The organism is Ruminococcus sp. XPD3002, assembly GCA_900119535.1.
In the GTDB taxonomy this organism is placed as follows: Bacteria; Bacillota; Clostridia; order Oscillospirales; family Ruminococcaceae; genus Ruminococcus; species Ruminococcus flavefaciens_H.
Map to the genome: position 1 here is coordinate 219,284 of FPJT01000004.1, position 15,276 is coordinate 234,559.

A 15,276-nucleotide genomic window follows, 5' to 3' on the forward strand; every position below is an offset into this window, starting at 1 on the left:
CTTGTTTGAAGATATTTCAAAAGTCATCATCCTCAGCGATATGGACGGCACCCTGCTGAACTCGAAAAAGCAGATAACCGATACCGACCGCAAAGCTATCGACCGCTTCCGCAGTCTCGGCGGACACTTCACCGTGGCTACGGGACGTACTATTCAGGCTTTCCAGCAGTACGTAGCTATGCTTGAACTGGATATGCCCGTTATCATGTACAACGGCGCAGCTATCCACGACTACGTCAGCGGAAAGACTCTTTACACTCATCCCCTGCCCGATAAGGCTAAGGAAATGGCAATAGAGCTTCTCGGAAGGATGCCGCAGGCAGGCGGAGAGGTGCTTAAGACCGACGGTACATATGTATTCAGCAATACCGAGTATCAGCAGCTTCATACACGTATCTGCAACATAGTCCCCATATACCGTGAGCTTCCCGATATCGAGGACGGCGGCTGGCTTAAAGTGCTGTTCTCACTTGCACCCGAGGATGTGGGACTCATGGAGCTTACGGTCAGACAGCTTGGATGCGATAAATACGCCGATTTTGTAAAGTCTTCGGACATTTTCCTTGAAATGCTCCCTCTCGGAGTCAGCAAGGGTTCGGCTCTTGAACAATACCGCACTCTCGACGGTATGGAGGGCTTCACCTTCGTATCGATAGGCGATTTCGACAACGATCTGGAAATGATAAAAACTGCCGATCTGGGAGCTTGTCCCGCAAATGCCGAGGAAGTTGTCAAAAGCAGCGCAGACCTCGTGCTTGAACATACCAACGACGACGGTGCTGTTGCGGAACTCATTGAATATATCATCGATAAATGCGTCAAGTAAACGTAATTCCAATGATTTGTTGCTTACTGATTCATTTTCAGCAAAAAAGGTATTGCTTTTTTTCATAAATTGCGATACAATTAAATACGGACATTATAGTCCGATCATTATGAATTATCATAAAATACGGCTTAGCCGTCTGATAATAAAATAAAACTGGAGGTTAATATGGACTCAGCTACAAAAAAGAATCTGCAGAAAATAGCCTGCAAAGTCAGAATGGGCGTTATCGAAGGCACTTATAACGCTAAATCAGGTCATCCCGGCGGATCACTCTCGATCAGCGACACACTTACTTACCTTTACTTCAACAAGATGAATGTTGATCCAAAGAATCCCGAGGATCCCGACAGAGACCGTCTCGTTCTCTCAAAGGGACACACTGCTCCCGCACTTTATTCAGTGCTCGCTCAGAAGGGCTACTTCCCAGAGGATGAGCTCAAGTCGCTCCGTCACATCGGCGCACTTCTCCAGGGACATCCCTGCATCCACATCCCCGGCGTTGACATGTCCAGCGGTTCTCTCGGACAGGGCATCTCTGCTGCTGCAGGTATGGCTCTTGCAGGTAAGATAGACAACAAGTCATACAAGGTCTACACTATCCTCGGCGACGGCGAGATCGAAGAAGGTCAGGTATGGGAAGCTGCTATGTTCTCAGCTCACTACGGCCTCAGCAACCTCGTTGCTATCGTTGACAATAACGGACTTCAGATAGACGGACCTATCACAGAGGTATGTTCACCTGAGCCTATAACAGACAAGTTCGCTGCTTTCGGCTGGCACGTTATCACTATGGACGCTCACGATTTCGACAGCATCGACAAGGCTTTCGAGGCTGCTGAAAAGATAACAGACAAGCCTGTTGCTATCATCCAGAAGTCTACAAAGGGCAAGGGCGTTTCATTCATGGAAAATCAGGTCGGCTGGCACGGTACAGCTCCTAACAAGGAACAGTACGATCAGGCAATGTCAGAGCTCAGCGCACAGTTAAAGGAATTGGAGGACTAATACTATGGCAGATATCATTAAAAAGGCTACCAGAGAAAGCTACGGCGAAGCTCTTAAGGAGCTTGCAGAAGAATACAAGGAGCTTGTTGTCCTCGATGCTGACCTCGCTGCTGCTACAAAGACAGGTATTTTCAAGAAGGCTTATCCCGACCGTTTCTTCGACTGCGGTATCGCAGAGGCTAACATGATGGGCGTTGCAGCAGGTCTTGCAACTACAGGCAAGATACCTTTCGCAAGCACATTCGCTATGTTCGCTGCCGGCAGAGCTTTCGAGATCGTAAGAAACTCTATCGGCTACCCACACCTCAATGTAAAGATCGGTGCTACTCATGCAGGTATCTCTGTCGGTGAGGACGGCGCTACACATCAGTGCAACGAGGATATCGCTCTCATGCGTACTATCCCCGGTATGACTATCATCAATCCCTGCGACGATGTTGAAGCTAAGGCTGCTGTAAAGGCTGCTCTCGATTTCAACGGTCCCGTTTATATGCGATTCGGACGTCTTGCAGTACCTGTTATCAATGACGCTGCAAGCTACAAGTTCGAGCTTGGCAAGGGCGTTGTTATGAAGGACGGCAAGGATGTTACTATCGTTGCTACAGGTCTTATGGTTAACGAAGCTCTCGAAGCTGCAAAGGCTCTCGAAGCTGACGGCATCTCTGCAAGAGTTGTCAATATCCACACTATCAAGCCTCTCGATAAGGAACTCATCTGCAAGTGTGCAAAGGAGACAGGTCTTATCGTTACTGCTGAGGAGCACAGCATCATCGGCGGACTCGGTTCAGCTGTTGCAGAGGCAGTTACAGAATGCTGTCCTGTTCCTGTTGTCAAGATCGGCGTAAACGACGAATTCGGTCATTCAGGTCCTGCTGTTGAACTTCTTAAGGAATTCGGCCTGAGCGCTGACAATATCGCAAAGACAGTCAAGGAAGCAGTTAAGAACAAGTAATAAATTGCTGTAAGGGCAGTCCTTCGGGGCTGCCTTTTTTCTGTAAAAGCATCCCATTCTGCCAAAAGTTTGAAAAATCCCTTGTAAATTAATGAACGATGTGCTATAATGTAAATACATACAGATATCGCCTTATAAAGGCCTACTATATTATTACAGGAGGATAAACATGAAACCAAGAGCATTAGCTGCCATAATGGCATGTGCTTCCGCAGTATGCCTGCTTTCATCATGTTCGGGAGGAACTTCTTCCGCACCCGTACAGAGCAGTCAGGATTCTATAACCATCGATTCAGGCGTTGACCTGAACGGCGCAGATATAACACCTACATCAGTTCAGAAGACACGCGATTTCGATTGCGGTGACGTTAACGAGGACGGTAAGTTCGACCTCTCAGACGCTTACGCACTTAATCAGTATCTCGCGGATCCTGAAAAGAATCCGCTCAGTGACACTGCACTTGATAAGGCTGACGTTCACAACCGCGGAAACGGTGTTGATATGGATGATTACAATACTTTGCTTGAATTTGATGCGAATATAGTAACTCACCTTCCCGTTTCAACACAAAACTGATAAAAATGAAGCTCTGTGATAAAAGCAGAGCTTCATTGATAATATAGCTATAACGGAGGGAAAAGACCATGAAGAAAAGTATCTCTGCAATACTCGCAGCAGCATTGACACTATCTGCTTTAACATGCATGCCTGCTTCCGCAGAAAAATACGGAGACGGTAAAAAGATAGTAGTATTTGGCGACAGCATCGCCGCAGGTACATCGCTTTCAGAGGGCGAATACAACTACGGTCAGTTATGCGCCGATTACCTTAAGGGTTCGGTTGAAAACTATGCCGTATCAGGCTATGATACAGAGGATCTCATCGCACAGCTCGGTTCTCTCGACAAGGACCAGACTGCCGCAGTCAAGGACGCAGATCTGTTCCTTATCTCTATCGGCGGCAATGACATTGCACAGTACGCAATAAAGTATATCCTCGATTTCGCTGCAAGCGCAAGTCTCCTGAAAGAGGGCTTCACAGCTGCTGATGTCCCTGAAGAGCCAACTTTCAACGACCTTAACAAGCTCGTTGACCGTGCTGCACTTTCAAGCTATGCAAAGGGCAGTATCGCAAATCAGCGCGCTCTCAACAATATGCTCGTAAGACTTACAGCAAACCTTCGCCTCGTTTCAACAGACAAGAATGCCGATAAGTACCCGAGAGTCATAGAGACCTCTGTAATACCCAATATACAGAAGATCTGCGACACTATCAAGGAAATGAATCCCGATGCCGAGATCATCATTCAGAACATTTACGATCCGCTTCAGCTGGATGAGAACTTTATAAAGACGAGCTATTCTTCCTATGCAGATGTCCTCGAACAGTTTGAACCTTCTGTTGAGAAGATACTCGCAAGCTTCAGCAGTCAGCTTGACGGCGTTAAAGGCATAAAGACCGCAGACGTTTACGGTACATTCACCTCAAAGGATGAGCCTTCACTCTACGGCTGTGCGTATTACTTCGATAATATGCAGAACAAAAATACCGATATACATCCGAATCAGGCAGGTCATGTTGCTATAGCCTCAACACTGCTCAACGTTATCGGTGAGGACCACAAGTATGAATCGAACCTTCTCACATCTGCTTTCGCAAAGCTTGGTGATATAGAGAATTACCCTGTAAATGCCTATGAGACCTACCTCGAAGCCGCAGGTCTCATCCCGGGAGACGTAAACCTCGACGGCTTCGTAAATTCCAGCGACGCTACACTCATACTAACAGACTATTCATCAGTATCCACAGGCGGTTCAAACGTTATTACGGAAAGACTCCGCGACACTGCTGATATCAACAAGGATAAGAAGATAGATTCCAGCGATGCTACATCAGTTCTGGTTTATTATTCCTATCTTTCAACAGGCGGAAAAGAAAACAGCTATAACTACTTCAATTCCAACAAGAAGTGATCGATTAACATCAAAGAGAAAAGCCATAAGGAGCATCATTCTCCTTATGGCTGCTTTTTTATTACTTTTTCTTGTTCATCTTCCTGAGGGTGTAGCCTTCGTTGACTTTAAGTTCGCCTCTGTCTATCGCAAGAGCATAGTCGGGAACGTTCCTTGTAACTGTCGTACCTGCGGCAGTATAAACGCCCTTGCCAAGCTTGATAGGCGCTATCAGACTGGTATTGCTTCCGACGAAGCTGTAATCACCGATAGTACAGCGGCTCTTTTCTACGCCGTCAAAGTTGACCGTTACAGCTCCCGCACCGATATTTACCTTCTTGCCGAGGTCGCTGTCGCCGATGTAAGCAAGATGAGCTATGGCAGTCTTTTCACCGATGGATGAGTTCTTTATCTCAACGAAATCGCCGATATGAGCATTGCTTCTGATAGTGCTGTCGGGACGGATATGTACGTAAGGTCCTATTGTAACGCCGTCCTCGATAACAGAATCGTAAGCCTGAGCGGTATTCATCACTACATTGTCCCCTACCGTGCAGTTTTCAACTACCGAGAAAGGACCTATCTTACAGCCGCTTCCTATCTTAGTACCGCGGCGGAGTATCGTATTCGGAAGTATCTCGCTTCCTGCACTTATCTCGACGTCCCTTTCGATGATAACGCCGTCTGTACAGGTGAATTCAACACCGTTTGCAAGGTGCTTGTCAATGACTGCCATACGTGCATAGGTATTGAGCTCAAGCAGATCCTTCCTGTCATTTGCGCCCTTTATGATGTCTGCATTTTCAGACTTGTACGCACCTGCATTCTTGCCCTCTGCTATTGCAAGAGAAATAGTATCTGTGAGATAATACTCATTCTGTGCATTATCGTTTGTTATCTTGCCGAGAAGATCGATAAGGTCCGCTGTGTTGAACCAGTAAGCTCCCGAATTTACTTCCCTGATAGCCTTCTGCTCGTCAGTAGCGTCCTTCTGCTCTACTATGCCGCTTATACCGCCCTTTGTACGGATTATCCTTCCGTAGCCGAAGGGATCATCGAGTTCTGCTGTGATGACTGTAACAGCATTGCCGTTCTGCTTGTGGAGCATAAGGGATTCCCTGATAGTCTCAGCATCGATAAAAGGTGCATCGCCGCAGAGTACAAGTGTATTGCCGTCCGTATCCTCCTTAAGGAACGGGATAGCCTGCATTACTGCGTGACCTGTACCGAGTCTTTCTGCCTGAAGCGCGGTTGTATACCTGCCGCCAAGATACTCGTCTATCATCTCGCCCTTAAAGCCTTTTATCACGCAGATATCGCTTATTCCGGAGCCTTCGCATGCGGATATCACCCACTCCAGCATCGGTTCGCCGAGAACCTTGAAAAGCGGCTTGGGCATATCAGCCTTCATGCGTTTTCCCTGACCTCCTGCAAGAATAACAGCCTTGTTCATTGTCTATTCCTCCTGTGTTTGGTTTTCGGATACATCCCCTGCCGGAAATGTCTTTTTCAGGTATTCAAGGAACATATCCCCAACATAATTCATGTGATTTTTGCCTTCATATATCATTATCTCTGCATTAACGCCGTGAGAAGCAAGTCTGTCAAAAAGCGCCTGTGAATCCTCGGGGATCGTTGCAAGATCGGGTGCTGGAAACTCATAGTGTTCATCGCCCCCGGCACATATGAATACGTTTTTGTCCATAGTCTCATTGCGTTCAAAATAATCAAACTCTCTTTCAAATGCATGCTGATCGGGAATAAGGCTTATATCAAATCCGCCCGGTTTAGCGAAATGATAAGTCCACAATGCGGGACTGCCTATAACATAGCTTGCAAAGGGCTGATCTTCATACTTATCCGAATTGCAGAGCGCATAATGAGCAAAAAGTCCGCTGAGTGAATGTCCGAAGAAAACACTGCGGCTGCTGTCCGTCTTATAATTAAGTGATACAAGCTTCATAAGGTCGTTAGTAATGAAATCAAGCAGTTTTTCCTGATCAAGAACGAATTTCACAAAACGTGCATCATCGGAATAGCCATCCGAATCATAGTCGTTCCCGAGGGTAACTGTTATAAACGGTTCTGTCTCTCCGTCATTGATAAGAGCCCATATTTCAGGTATGCGATTGAACCAGTATTGTGCGTCATTCATGAGAAATATGGGATATTTCTTATTTTCATCATAGTCAGGCGGCAGTATTATATGTGCAAGATAGGTCGTATCGAGCTCTTCGTCATATATTTTCAGTTCACGGATACTGTCTTCCATTGCAAGTAATTCCCTGAATGTCTTAGAAGTTTCGTAGGATGCATAATACACTCCGATCTTACTTGCTTTATCAGGGTGTGTTATAGTTACATCACGATAACATGTACATGACTTTTCCTTCTCTGTCATTGTGTCCGGATAAACAAGCTCGCTGAAATACTGAGGTTCAGTTACTTCTTCCGTTTCAGTCTCTGTAGATTCTTCCGCTTCAAATTCTGTTTCTGAAACGGTTTCTGCTGCCTGTTCTGTTACTGCTTCCTCTGAGCTTGAAGGTGACGGAGCCTTCTGATCACACGAAGTCAAAGGTGCAGCAAGCAAGCTGCTCAGCAGCAGAACTAAAGCTGTTTTTTTCATGCTTTGATATCCTCCTTTAATTAAAGTACGACTATTTTTACGGCTAATGTTCACGAAAACTAACGGCAACAAAAACTTACCAACGTTTTTTCCCTTTAATACAGATCGTCGTCCTTGTGGTTCATCTTTAAAAAGACCAGAACGTTTACGACCAGCATGATAATATCTATGATTCCTGCAGGTCCGTACATTACCAGATCAAGGATAGCGCCGAGGGCACTTAAAGCGATCGCTGCTATTCCAAGATTTTTTGAGTCTCTCTTTACCCAGAAAATGATACTGATAGCTAATGTAAGCATAATTCTTCCTCCTGTATTCAAACATTATTTCTTCTTCCCGCCACAGGATATGCCTATGTATCCGAAACGCCTTCAGCAGGAAAAAGTCTGATATCCTTATTTTTACATACTTTAACAATAAATGCAAGTCATTTTTCCTATATTTATTTCTTTTCACTTTTTTTTGTGTAAAATGCAATAAAACTAACCAAATATTTTTTTATTATTCTATATGGTAATTTTTAGGGTTTTGTGGTATAATAATTATAAGTCGGTGTGGCATGTTTTAGGACAGGCTTTTTCGCTGTGTCTCATTTCATTCCATATCCGAGAATGTTAAAATTATGGAGGTATACACCAATGGCAAATAAGTATTGTTACCTTTTCTCAGAGGGTAATGCCAACATGAGAGAGCTTCTCGGCGGTAAGGGCGCAAACCTGGCTGAGATGACAAACATCGGTCTCCCTGTTCCTCAGGGCTTCACTATCACTACAGAGGCTTGTACTCAGTACTATGAGGACGGCGGAATCTCTGATGAGATCATGGCTGAGATCAATGAGTATATCGTAAAGATGGAAGGAATCACAGGCAAGAAGTTCGGCGATAAGGAGAATCCTCTCCTCGTTTCTGTTCGTTCAGGTGCAAGAGCTTCAATGCCAGGTATGATGGATACTATCCTTAACCTCGGTCTTAATGAGACTGTTGTAAATACAATCGCTGAAAAGTCAAATAACCCACGTTGGGCTTGGGACTGCTACAGAAGATTCATCCAGATGTATTCTGACGTAGTTATGGAAGTTGGTAAGAAGTACTTTGAAGAGCTTATCGACGAAATGAAGGCTAAGAAGGGCGTTACACAGGACGTTGAGCTCAACGCTGACGACCTCAAGGAGCTCGCTGGACAGTTCAAGGCTGAGTATAAGGCTAAGATCGGTACAGATTTCCCTGATGATCCTAAGGAGCAGCTCATCGGCGCTATCAAGGCTGTATTCCGTTCATGGGATAACCCAAGAGCTAACGTTTACAGACGTGATAACGATATCCCGTTCTCATGGGGTACTGCTGTTAACGTTCAGTCAATGGCATTCGGTAACATGGGCGACGACTGCGGTACAGGTGTTGCATTTACTCGTGACCCTGCTACAGGTGAGAAGAAGCTCATGGGTGAGTTCCTGACTAACGCTCAGGGTGAGGACGTTGTTGCAGGCGTTCGTACTCCTATGCCTATCCAGCAGATGGCTGATACATTCCCAGAGGCTTTCGCTCAGTTCAAGGAAGTTTGCCAGACTCTCGAGAACCACTACCACGATATGCAGGATATGGAGTTCACTGTTGAGAACAAGAAGCTCTATATGCTCCAGACAAGAAACGGTAAGAGAACTGCTCAGGCTGCTCTTAAGATCGCTTGCGACCTCGTTGATGAGGGCATGAAGACAGAGCAGGAAGCTGTTGCTATGATCGATCCAAGAAACCTCGATACTCTCCTCCACCCACAGTTCGATACTAAGGCTCTTAAGGCTGCTACTCCTATCGGCAAGGGACTCGGTGCTTCACCTGGTGCTGCTTGCGGTAAGGTCGTATTCACAGCTGATGACGCTGTAGAGTGGGCTGCAAAGGGCGAGAAGGTTGTTCTCGTTCGTCTCGAGACTTCTCCTGAAGATATCACAGGTATGAAGGCTGCTCAGGGTATCCTCACAGTTCGCGGCGGTATGACTTCACACGCTGCTGTTGTTGCTCGTGGTATGGGTGAGTGCTGCGTTTCAGGATGCGGCGACATCAAGATGGATGAAGCTAACAAGAAGTTCGAGCTCGGCGGAAAGACATTCACAGAGGGCGACTATATCTCAATCGATGGTACAACAGGTAACATCTATGACGGTATCATTCCTACTGTTGATGCTCAGATCGCTGGTGAATTCGGAAGAATCATGGCTTGGGCTGATAAGTACAGAACTCTTAAGGTTAGAACAAACGCTGATACTCCTGCTGACGCTAAGAAGGCAAGAGAGCTCGGCGCTGAGGGTATCGGTCTCTGCCGTACAGAGCACATGTTCTTCGAGGCTGACAGAATCGCTGCTTTCCGTGAGATGATCTGCTCAGATACTGTTGAAGGAAGAGAAGCTGCTCTCGCTAAGATCGAGCCAATGCAGCAGAGCGACTTTGAGGCTCTCTACGAGGCTCTCGAGGGTAACCCTGTTACTATCCGTTTCCTGGATCCACCTCTCCACGAATTCGTTCCTACAGAAGAGGCTGACATCGAAGCTCTCGCTAAGGCTCAGGGCAAGTCAGTTGCTGATATCAAGAATATCATCGCTTCTCTCCACGAGTTCAACCCAATGATGGGTCACCGTGGATGCCGTCTTGCTGTAACATATCCTGAGATCGCTGCTATGCAGACTAAGGCTGTTATCAAGGCTGCTATCAATGTTAAGAAGAATCACCCAGACTGGAACGTTAAGCCTGAGATCATGATCCCACTCGTTGGCGATGTTAAGGAGCTCAAGTACGTTAAGAAGGTCGTTGTTGAGACTGCTGACGCTGCTATCGCTGAGGCTGGCGCTAACCTCGAGTATGAAGTTGGTACTATGATCGAGATCCCAAGAGCTGCTCTTACAGCTGACGAGATCGCTAAGAACGCTGACTTCTTCTGCTTCGGTACTAATGACCTTACTCAGATGACTTACGGCTTCTCACGTGACGATGCTGGTAAGTTCCTCGGCGCTTACTACGACAAGAAGATCTTCGAGAACGATCCTTTCGCTAAGCTCGATCAGGCCGGTGTTGGTAAGCTCATGGAAATGGCTATCAAGCTCGGTAAGCCTGTAAATCCAAAGCTCCACTGCGGTATCTGCGGTGAGCACGGCGGTGATCCTACATCTGTTGAGTTCTGCCACAAGATCGGCCTCGACTATGTTTCTTGCTCACCTTTCCGTGTTCCGATCGCTCGTCTTGCTGCTGCTCAGGCTGCTATCGCAAACAAGTAATTCGGAAACACGTCAAAACCGGTGATTTTACGCTGTTTAGAAATTGTGCTGAAGAGTTCTTCCTTGCGAAGAATGAAAAGCATAGAATTCTGAATTGGCACGATATTCACGTTAATGTGTTTATCTGAATAAAAACAACGAGTCCTCACAGTTCCGGCTGTGAGGACTTTTGTTCATACTATGGTCAATGCGGTACGATCATTTCACATGTTCTGAAAGGCTGACTGAAACGTCTTCAGCTGTCTCGCCGCTTACCTTGTAAAGTGCATCTGCCTTTGACATATATGCGATGTCCTCGGGCATCAGTTTACCTGTGGGACAAAGGATCATGCCGTCCGTCATATCAAGGTGAGTTACAGCTATAGATATCCTATCGTCCTCTGCTATGTATTTTCTGTCCAGTGCAATTGAAGCCATGAATTCTGGAAGATCGAACCAGCCGTATCTGAAAACACCCTGGAATTCATTGGGAGCATTAGTCTTGTCATAAAGTCCGTACTCCTCTGCGACAGTCATTGATTCCGTATCAAATCTGCCTGCGCCGTGACGTGTAAAGAACGACCTTGTAACATAGCAGACTTCTGCATCACGCTTTCCGAGCCTGTCAAGTATAGCGCGTATATTCTTCATACCTGTATCCGAGGGAGTCAGGTTTGGAAAATAATCCATTCTGTTCTGATCGAGCATAAGTCCCTGTGCTCCCTCGAATACAGCGGTATCGTATTCCTCGACTATCTGTTCATCGGTATCGTAACACATTGCAGCCATAGCGTACAGATCGTCGAGATAATTTTCTGTCAGCATCTCATTTTTCAGTATATCCATCAATTCTGCTTTTGCAGTGCCTGTGATCCCCAGTTCTTCGGCACGCTTCATGCAGTACCCCACATTAATTTTATTTATCTCACCCTTTAAAGTACCCCTGTCCGCTTTCAGCACATAGTCATAGTCCAGACCGTATCTCTTGTCACGATTGCGGACGATAGTCTCGAATATTCCAACTCCGCAACTGCCGTGACGGTTGTTTCCTCGAATCGTTTCAGCGAACTGATTCAGCAGCATATCGCAGGGAAGAGTTACCTTGCATCGTCTGTCGATGAAGATATTTCCTGTATCATTTCCGAGTGGATCCAGTTCCTTTGAAAAAAGCATGGGGTTAAGGATGAAATACTCGGAAAGATAGGTATCTGCACCTGCAAAGCTGCCGGAGCCTATATGGGAGAAGATATGCCTTTTTCCATCGGCTGTGCAGACAGTATGGCCTGCCTGCGCTCCGCCGTTGCTCCTGATATTAATAACGCTGTCACTTGTGCGGCAGAAAAAGTCTGTCATAAGTCCTTTCCCCTCGTCGCCGAAATTTGCTCCTATGACCGAATATGCTTTTTTCATATCATCACCTCAGAATCTGATAATGCTGTTCAGTGCTCCCCTTTTCTGTGTCGGAAGACCGCCGAGAGCGTTCCTTACAGCAAGCTGTGTATCGCCGTCCCACGAATTGATTATATCCTCTGTTTCTCTTCCTGCAACGCTTTCAAGGAGCGATACAATTATCTCGGGTATAGCGTTTACATCCGTTACGGCGATAGCTCTTTCACCCATGAGTTCACGCCACTTAGGCAGCTTTACAGTGCTTTCGCTTCGTCTGTCCATAACCATAAGGTGGAAAACATCGTAACGTCTGCTGACCTGTGCAAGCAATGCCTCTGTATCGATATCCTCCTTTACATAGTCGCCGAACACCTTTTCTATCTCTTTTGCAAGCAGTTTTTCGGGGAATCCGTCATCGCCCAGTGTGAATATGATGCCTTTCTGCTGACGCTTTTCCCATGCATCTGTTTTTGTCTTGTTTGCCGCAAGATACCATACCAGCGGATAGCTCTCGAAGTTGTTTCCGCCGCCGCCGCGCTCGAACCACAGTTCTGTAAGCTGGCTTGCGATACGAATATCCGATTCAAACTGTGTTACCTGCAAAGGTGAACGGTCGCATCTTGAATCACCTACGGCGCAGAACATTATCTGCGGACCTTCAACAGGCTGGCGTTCAATTATATCCTTGACCATTTCACCGAGACGCTTTGCTGTTACATCCAGAAGATCGCTCATCGAACCTGTAACGTCAAGACCTATTATAATAGGCGTAGTTACGGGGTGATCTGCCGAATCAAAGCTTTCTCTGACTTTAATGTACTTCGGATCATACTTCTTGTCTATCTTCGTTGCATTGTAGATGTCGTTAACTCGTTTGCCGCTGATCTTTGCAGATGAGTATTTTTTCCAATCTGCTGAACTCCATGAACCGTATCCCATAATAGTACCTCCTAAAGTATTAAAATTTTATTTTCAGCCTGTGAGTATTTCCGGAGTCTGTCTGTTTGCAGTCCTCTGTTAAACCGACTCTGAAATATCAGGCAGTCTGACGTTCATATGTGTGAATTTTCTTCCGCCGAAGCCGTCGGTTATCACTTGTTCCCATTTCTCCATTTCTTCAAATGCCGAACTGCTGCATACGCTCTCAGCGTAATCGATAACAGCCTTTGGTGCATCATCGGGAAGTATGCGTCTCGCGATCGCTTTAACACATTCAAGGTCGGTGATATGACGTGCAGTGCCGTCGGTCTTTGTAAGAGATGAAAGACAAGCATATACTGCGGACTGTGCTCCTATCATCCTGCTTCCTTCCCTTGCTGCGAACCACCAGCCTCCGCCGACTCTTACAGTATGCTCGGCAGGATCGATAAAGAGATTTTCCTCTGCGAGACAGTTCCAGACTATCCCTCTTGCCTCGGCATAACAGCAAATACCAAGAAGCCTTGATATTATCCATGCTGCGTGACGGCTGTCCAGCTTTCCGCCGTAGAAATCAAGAACCCGTGACAGAGGAAGTTCACCTTTGCGTTTGCATGTCTCTACGAGAAGTCCCTCTTCTGTGTCGATGACCTTTGTTACAAAAGGCAGGAACACTTCAGCCTGTGCAAGAATCTGCTGCGGAAGATACTCCCTGAAGAACAGGTCTGTCCTTGCTTCGGAACGGGTAAAGCAGTCGGCGAGATCGTCTTTTATAAGGAGCCAGACTGCATTTTCGCCGACGTACTCAACTCCGTATTCCTGTGTGACAGCCATGAGATACTTGATCCCGATCACCTGACTTCCGCATCGGAACAGCTTTTCCTGAAGGCTGTGAGCTTTTTTCAGCTTGCCGAACATTTCGTTTATTACTGCCGAAGCTTCGGGAGCTCTCGGATCGCTGCATCTGTCAGGGTGATATTTCAGCATCAGAGCCATATATATCGGCTGAGCGAGTGAAATATCCTCTGGGAAAATATCAATGCAGCATTTGCATTTCAGAATATCGGATATATCCATATCAACTTCCCTCCTTGTGATAGAATCAAAATGATATTAACGACACTTAAAAAATAAAGCTCTCGAATTAATATCCTTTTGTTATTATCATAATAACATTATCAGAACGATTTGTCAATAGCTGTAAAGCGGTTTCTGCGTTATCCACAATCAGATAATATCAGAAAGATATTATCTATGTGCATAGTCTACAAAAACCAGATACATATTGACAGAAGGGCGGAATGTATGTTATTATTAAACAGATATTATCATTGGAGGTCCCTATGGATTACGATATAACAAAATATGACAGACCGTCGGTAGCTGCCGATATTGTGGTATTTACCGTCCGCAAAGGCGAAAGCGAAAGTTATCGTCACCTTTCAAAACCCGTTCTTTCTGTCCTTCTTGTAAGGCGTACCGAAGAACCGTTTGAGAATATGCTCGCTCTCCCGGGCGGATTCTGCTGCCGCGAGGAAACTATCGAGGAAACCGCTTTCCGAAAGCTTAAAGAGAAAACAGGTGTTGACAGTCCGCCGCTTTCACTGCTGTGCAACCTTTCAAAGCTCGGAAGAGATCCACGAGGCTGGATAATCTCCTGCTGCTACTGGACCGTAATAGAGTACAACAAAGCCACTAAAGACAAAAATGCGGAATGGTATGAGGTAACGCTGAAAGAGTCCGACGGAAAACACACGCTTATACTTACCGATGACAGCGGAAAAGAGTATATCTCCGAGGTAAGGATCAATAATCCCAACGAGCTGTATAACCAGTCCGCAGAAGCAGAGATACCGCGAAACAGCCTTGCTTTTGACCATGCAGAGATTATAGTAAACGCACTTCTTAAGCTCCGCAGCAGTCTTGAAAAGCCTTATGCCGCTTTCAGACTTCTGCCCGAAAAATTCACTCTTACAGATCTGCAGCAGGTCTATGAAGCTATCCTCGACAAGAAACTGATAATGGCAAATTTCAGAAGGAAAATCGCTCCATACGTTCAGGAAACAGGCGGAATAGAAGGCGGTGCAGGTCATCGTCCTTCAAAGCTTTTCACCAAAAAGGAAGCCGCTCACGATAATGATACTTCTCTCTGAGCAGAAGATAGCATTTAGAAGTATGTGTATAACAGCCGTCAGCTTCAATTAACGAAAAAAATACCGAGTCTTTCAGACTCGGTATAGCTTGTAAAAAAAGTATGTATTCATCAGGGAACGCCCTCTCTTGCAGGGCGTTCCCTCTTTCAAAACAGTCCACCGGACTGTTTTGAAATTCACCCTTTGCGGAGCGCTTATAAGGCTATATG

Annotated in this window: 13 protein-coding genes; 7 read left to right on the forward strand and 6 right to left on the reverse strand. The window is 46.0% G+C overall.

Annotation, left to right across the window (positions count from 1 at the left end; all coding sequences use genetic code 11):
* Nucleotide 1: 1 nt before the first annotated feature.
* The 5 genes from BT127_RS05385 to BT127_RS16205 all read left to right on the forward strand — a co-directional run bounded on the left by BT127_RS05385 (nucleotide 2) and on the right by BT127_RS16205 (nucleotide 4,760).
* On the forward strand, nucleotides 2-826 hold the full coding sequence (locus BT127_RS05385; protein ID WP_075424003.1) for a Cof-type HAD-IIB family hydrolase: 825 nt from the start codon (nucleotides 2-4) through the stop codon (nucleotides 824-826).
* Between the two features lie 156 nt (nucleotides 827-982).
* Nucleotides 983-1,834: a transketolase gene (locus BT127_RS05390; protein ID WP_318257167.1), complete on the forward strand. Its 852-nt coding sequence runs from the start codon at nucleotides 983-985 to the stop codon at nucleotides 1,832-1,834.
* Nucleotides 1,835-1,838: 4 nt separating this feature from the next.
* On the forward strand, nucleotides 1,839-2,786 hold the full coding sequence (locus BT127_RS05395) for a transketolase family protein (RefSeq protein WP_175541913.1): 948 nt from the start codon (nucleotides 1,839-1,841) through the stop codon (nucleotides 2,784-2,786).
* A gap of 169 nt (nucleotides 2,787-2,955) precedes the next feature.
* Nucleotides 2,956-3,363, forward strand: a complete 408-nt coding sequence (locus tag BT127_RS05400; RefSeq protein ID WP_075424005.1) for a dockerin type I domain-containing protein — start codon at nucleotides 2,956-2,958, stop codon at nucleotides 3,361-3,363.
* A 68-nt stretch (nucleotides 3,364-3,431) separates the two neighbouring features.
* Complete coding sequence (locus tag BT127_RS16205; RefSeq protein ID WP_082334904.1) at nucleotides 3,432-4,760, forward strand: GDSL-type esterase/lipase family protein; 1,329 nt, start codon at nucleotides 3,432-3,434, stop codon at nucleotides 4,758-4,760.
* A gap of 61 nt (nucleotides 4,761-4,821) precedes the next feature.
* Here BT127_RS16205 and glmU read toward each other — a convergent pair whose 3' ends face one another.
* From glmU to BT127_RS05425, 3 genes are all read right to left on the reverse strand, one after another.
* Nucleotides 4,822-6,192 (reverse strand): bifunctional UDP-N-acetylglucosamine diphosphorylase/glucosamine-1-phosphate N-acetyltransferase GlmU, encoded by a 1,371-nt coding sequence (gene glmU / locus BT127_RS05415; protein WP_075424006.1) that lies wholly within the window; start codon nucleotides 6,190-6,192, stop codon nucleotides 4,822-4,824.
* A 3-nt stretch (nucleotides 6,193-6,195) separates the two neighbouring features.
* Nucleotides 6,196-7,365 carry an alpha/beta hydrolase gene (locus tag BT127_RS05420; RefSeq protein ID WP_075424007.1) on the reverse strand — a complete coding sequence of 390 codons (1,170 nt, stop codon included), beginning with the start codon at nucleotides 7,363-7,365 and terminating at the stop codon, nucleotides 6,196-6,198.
* A 95-nt stretch (nucleotides 7,366-7,460) separates the two neighbouring features.
* Nucleotides 7,461-7,664: a hypothetical protein gene (locus tag BT127_RS05425; protein ID WP_075424008.1), complete on the reverse strand. Its 204-nt coding sequence runs from the start codon at nucleotides 7,662-7,664 to the stop codon at nucleotides 7,461-7,463.
* Nucleotides 7,665-8,003: 339 nt separating this feature from the next.
* Between BT127_RS05425 and ppdK the strand changes: the two genes are divergently transcribed.
* Complete coding sequence (ppdK, locus tag BT127_RS05430; protein WP_075424009.1) at nucleotides 8,004-10,628, forward strand: pyruvate, phosphate dikinase; 2,625 nt, start codon at nucleotides 8,004-8,006, stop codon at nucleotides 10,626-10,628.
* A 198-nt stretch (nucleotides 10,629-10,826) separates the two neighbouring features.
* Here ppdK and BT127_RS05435 read toward each other — a convergent pair whose 3' ends face one another.
* From BT127_RS05435 to BT127_RS05445, 3 genes are all read right to left on the reverse strand, one after another.
* Nucleotides 10,827-12,017 carry an adenylosuccinate synthetase gene (locus BT127_RS05435; RefSeq protein WP_075424010.1) on the reverse strand — a complete coding sequence of 397 codons (1,191 nt, stop codon included), beginning with the start codon at nucleotides 12,015-12,017 and terminating at the stop codon, nucleotides 10,827-10,829.
* A 9-nt stretch (nucleotides 12,018-12,026) separates the two neighbouring features.
* The gene (locus tag BT127_RS05440; RefSeq protein WP_075424011.1) at nucleotides 12,027-12,935 is read right to left on the reverse strand and encodes a hypothetical protein; all 909 of its coding nucleotides are present in this window, start codon (nucleotides 12,933-12,935) and stop codon (nucleotides 12,027-12,029) included.
* A gap of 78 nt (nucleotides 12,936-13,013) precedes the next feature.
* Nucleotides 13,014-13,991, reverse strand: a complete 978-nt coding sequence (locus BT127_RS05445; RefSeq protein WP_075424012.1) for a J domain-containing protein — start codon at nucleotides 13,989-13,991, stop codon at nucleotides 13,014-13,016.
* A 266-nt stretch (nucleotides 13,992-14,257) separates the two neighbouring features.
* Between BT127_RS05445 and BT127_RS05450 the strand changes: the two genes are divergently transcribed.
* The gene (locus BT127_RS05450; protein ID WP_173541953.1) at nucleotides 14,258-15,067 is read left to right on the forward strand and encodes an NUDIX hydrolase; all 810 of its coding nucleotides are present in this window, start codon (nucleotides 14,258-14,260) and stop codon (nucleotides 15,065-15,067) included.
* Nucleotides 15,068-15,276 lie beyond the last annotated feature (209 nt).

What these genes read in the sequence shown, in the direction of transcription:
- BT127_RS05395 (WP_175541913.1), top strand. Translation starts at nt 1,839, where the DNA reads ATGGCAGATATCATTAAAAAGGCTACCAGAGAAAGCTACGGCGAAGCT.
- BT127_RS05400 (WP_075424005.1), top strand. Translation starts at nt 2,956, where the DNA reads ATGAAACCAAGAGCATTAGCTGCCATAATGGCATGTGCTTCCGCAGTA.
- BT127_RS16205 (WP_082334904.1), top strand. Translation starts at nt 3,432, where the DNA reads ATGAAGAAAAGTATCTCTGCAATACTCGCAGCAGCATTGACACTATCT.
- glmU (WP_075424006.1), bottom strand. Translation starts at nt 6,192, where the DNA reads ATGAACAAGGCTGTTATTCTTGCAGGAGGTCAGGGAAAACGCATGAAG.
- BT127_RS05420 (WP_075424007.1), bottom strand. Translation starts at nt 7,365, where the DNA reads ATGAAAAAAACAGCTTTAGTTCTGCTGCTGAGCAGCTTGCTTGCTGCA.
- BT127_RS05425 (WP_075424008.1), bottom strand. Translation starts at nt 7,664, where the DNA reads ATGCTTACATTAGCTATCAGTATCATTTTCTGGGTAAAGAGAGACTCA.
- ppdK (WP_075424009.1), top strand. Translation starts at nt 8,004, where the DNA reads ATGGCAAATAAGTATTGTTACCTTTTCTCAGAGGGTAATGCCAACATG.
- BT127_RS05435 (WP_075424010.1), bottom strand. Translation starts at nt 12,017, where the DNA reads ATGAAAAAAGCATATTCGGTCATAGGAGCAAATTTCGGCGACGAGGGG.
- BT127_RS05440 (WP_075424011.1), bottom strand. Translation starts at nt 12,935, where the DNA reads ATGGGATACGGTTCATGGAGTTCAGCAGATTGGAAAAAATACTCATCT.
- BT127_RS05445 (WP_075424012.1), bottom strand. Translation starts at nt 13,991, where the DNA reads ATGGATATATCCGATATTCTGAAATGCAAATGCTGCATTGATATTTTC.
- BT127_RS05450 (WP_173541953.1), top strand. Translation starts at nt 14,258, where the DNA reads ATGGATTACGATATAACAAAATATGACAGACCGTCGGTAGCTGCCGAT.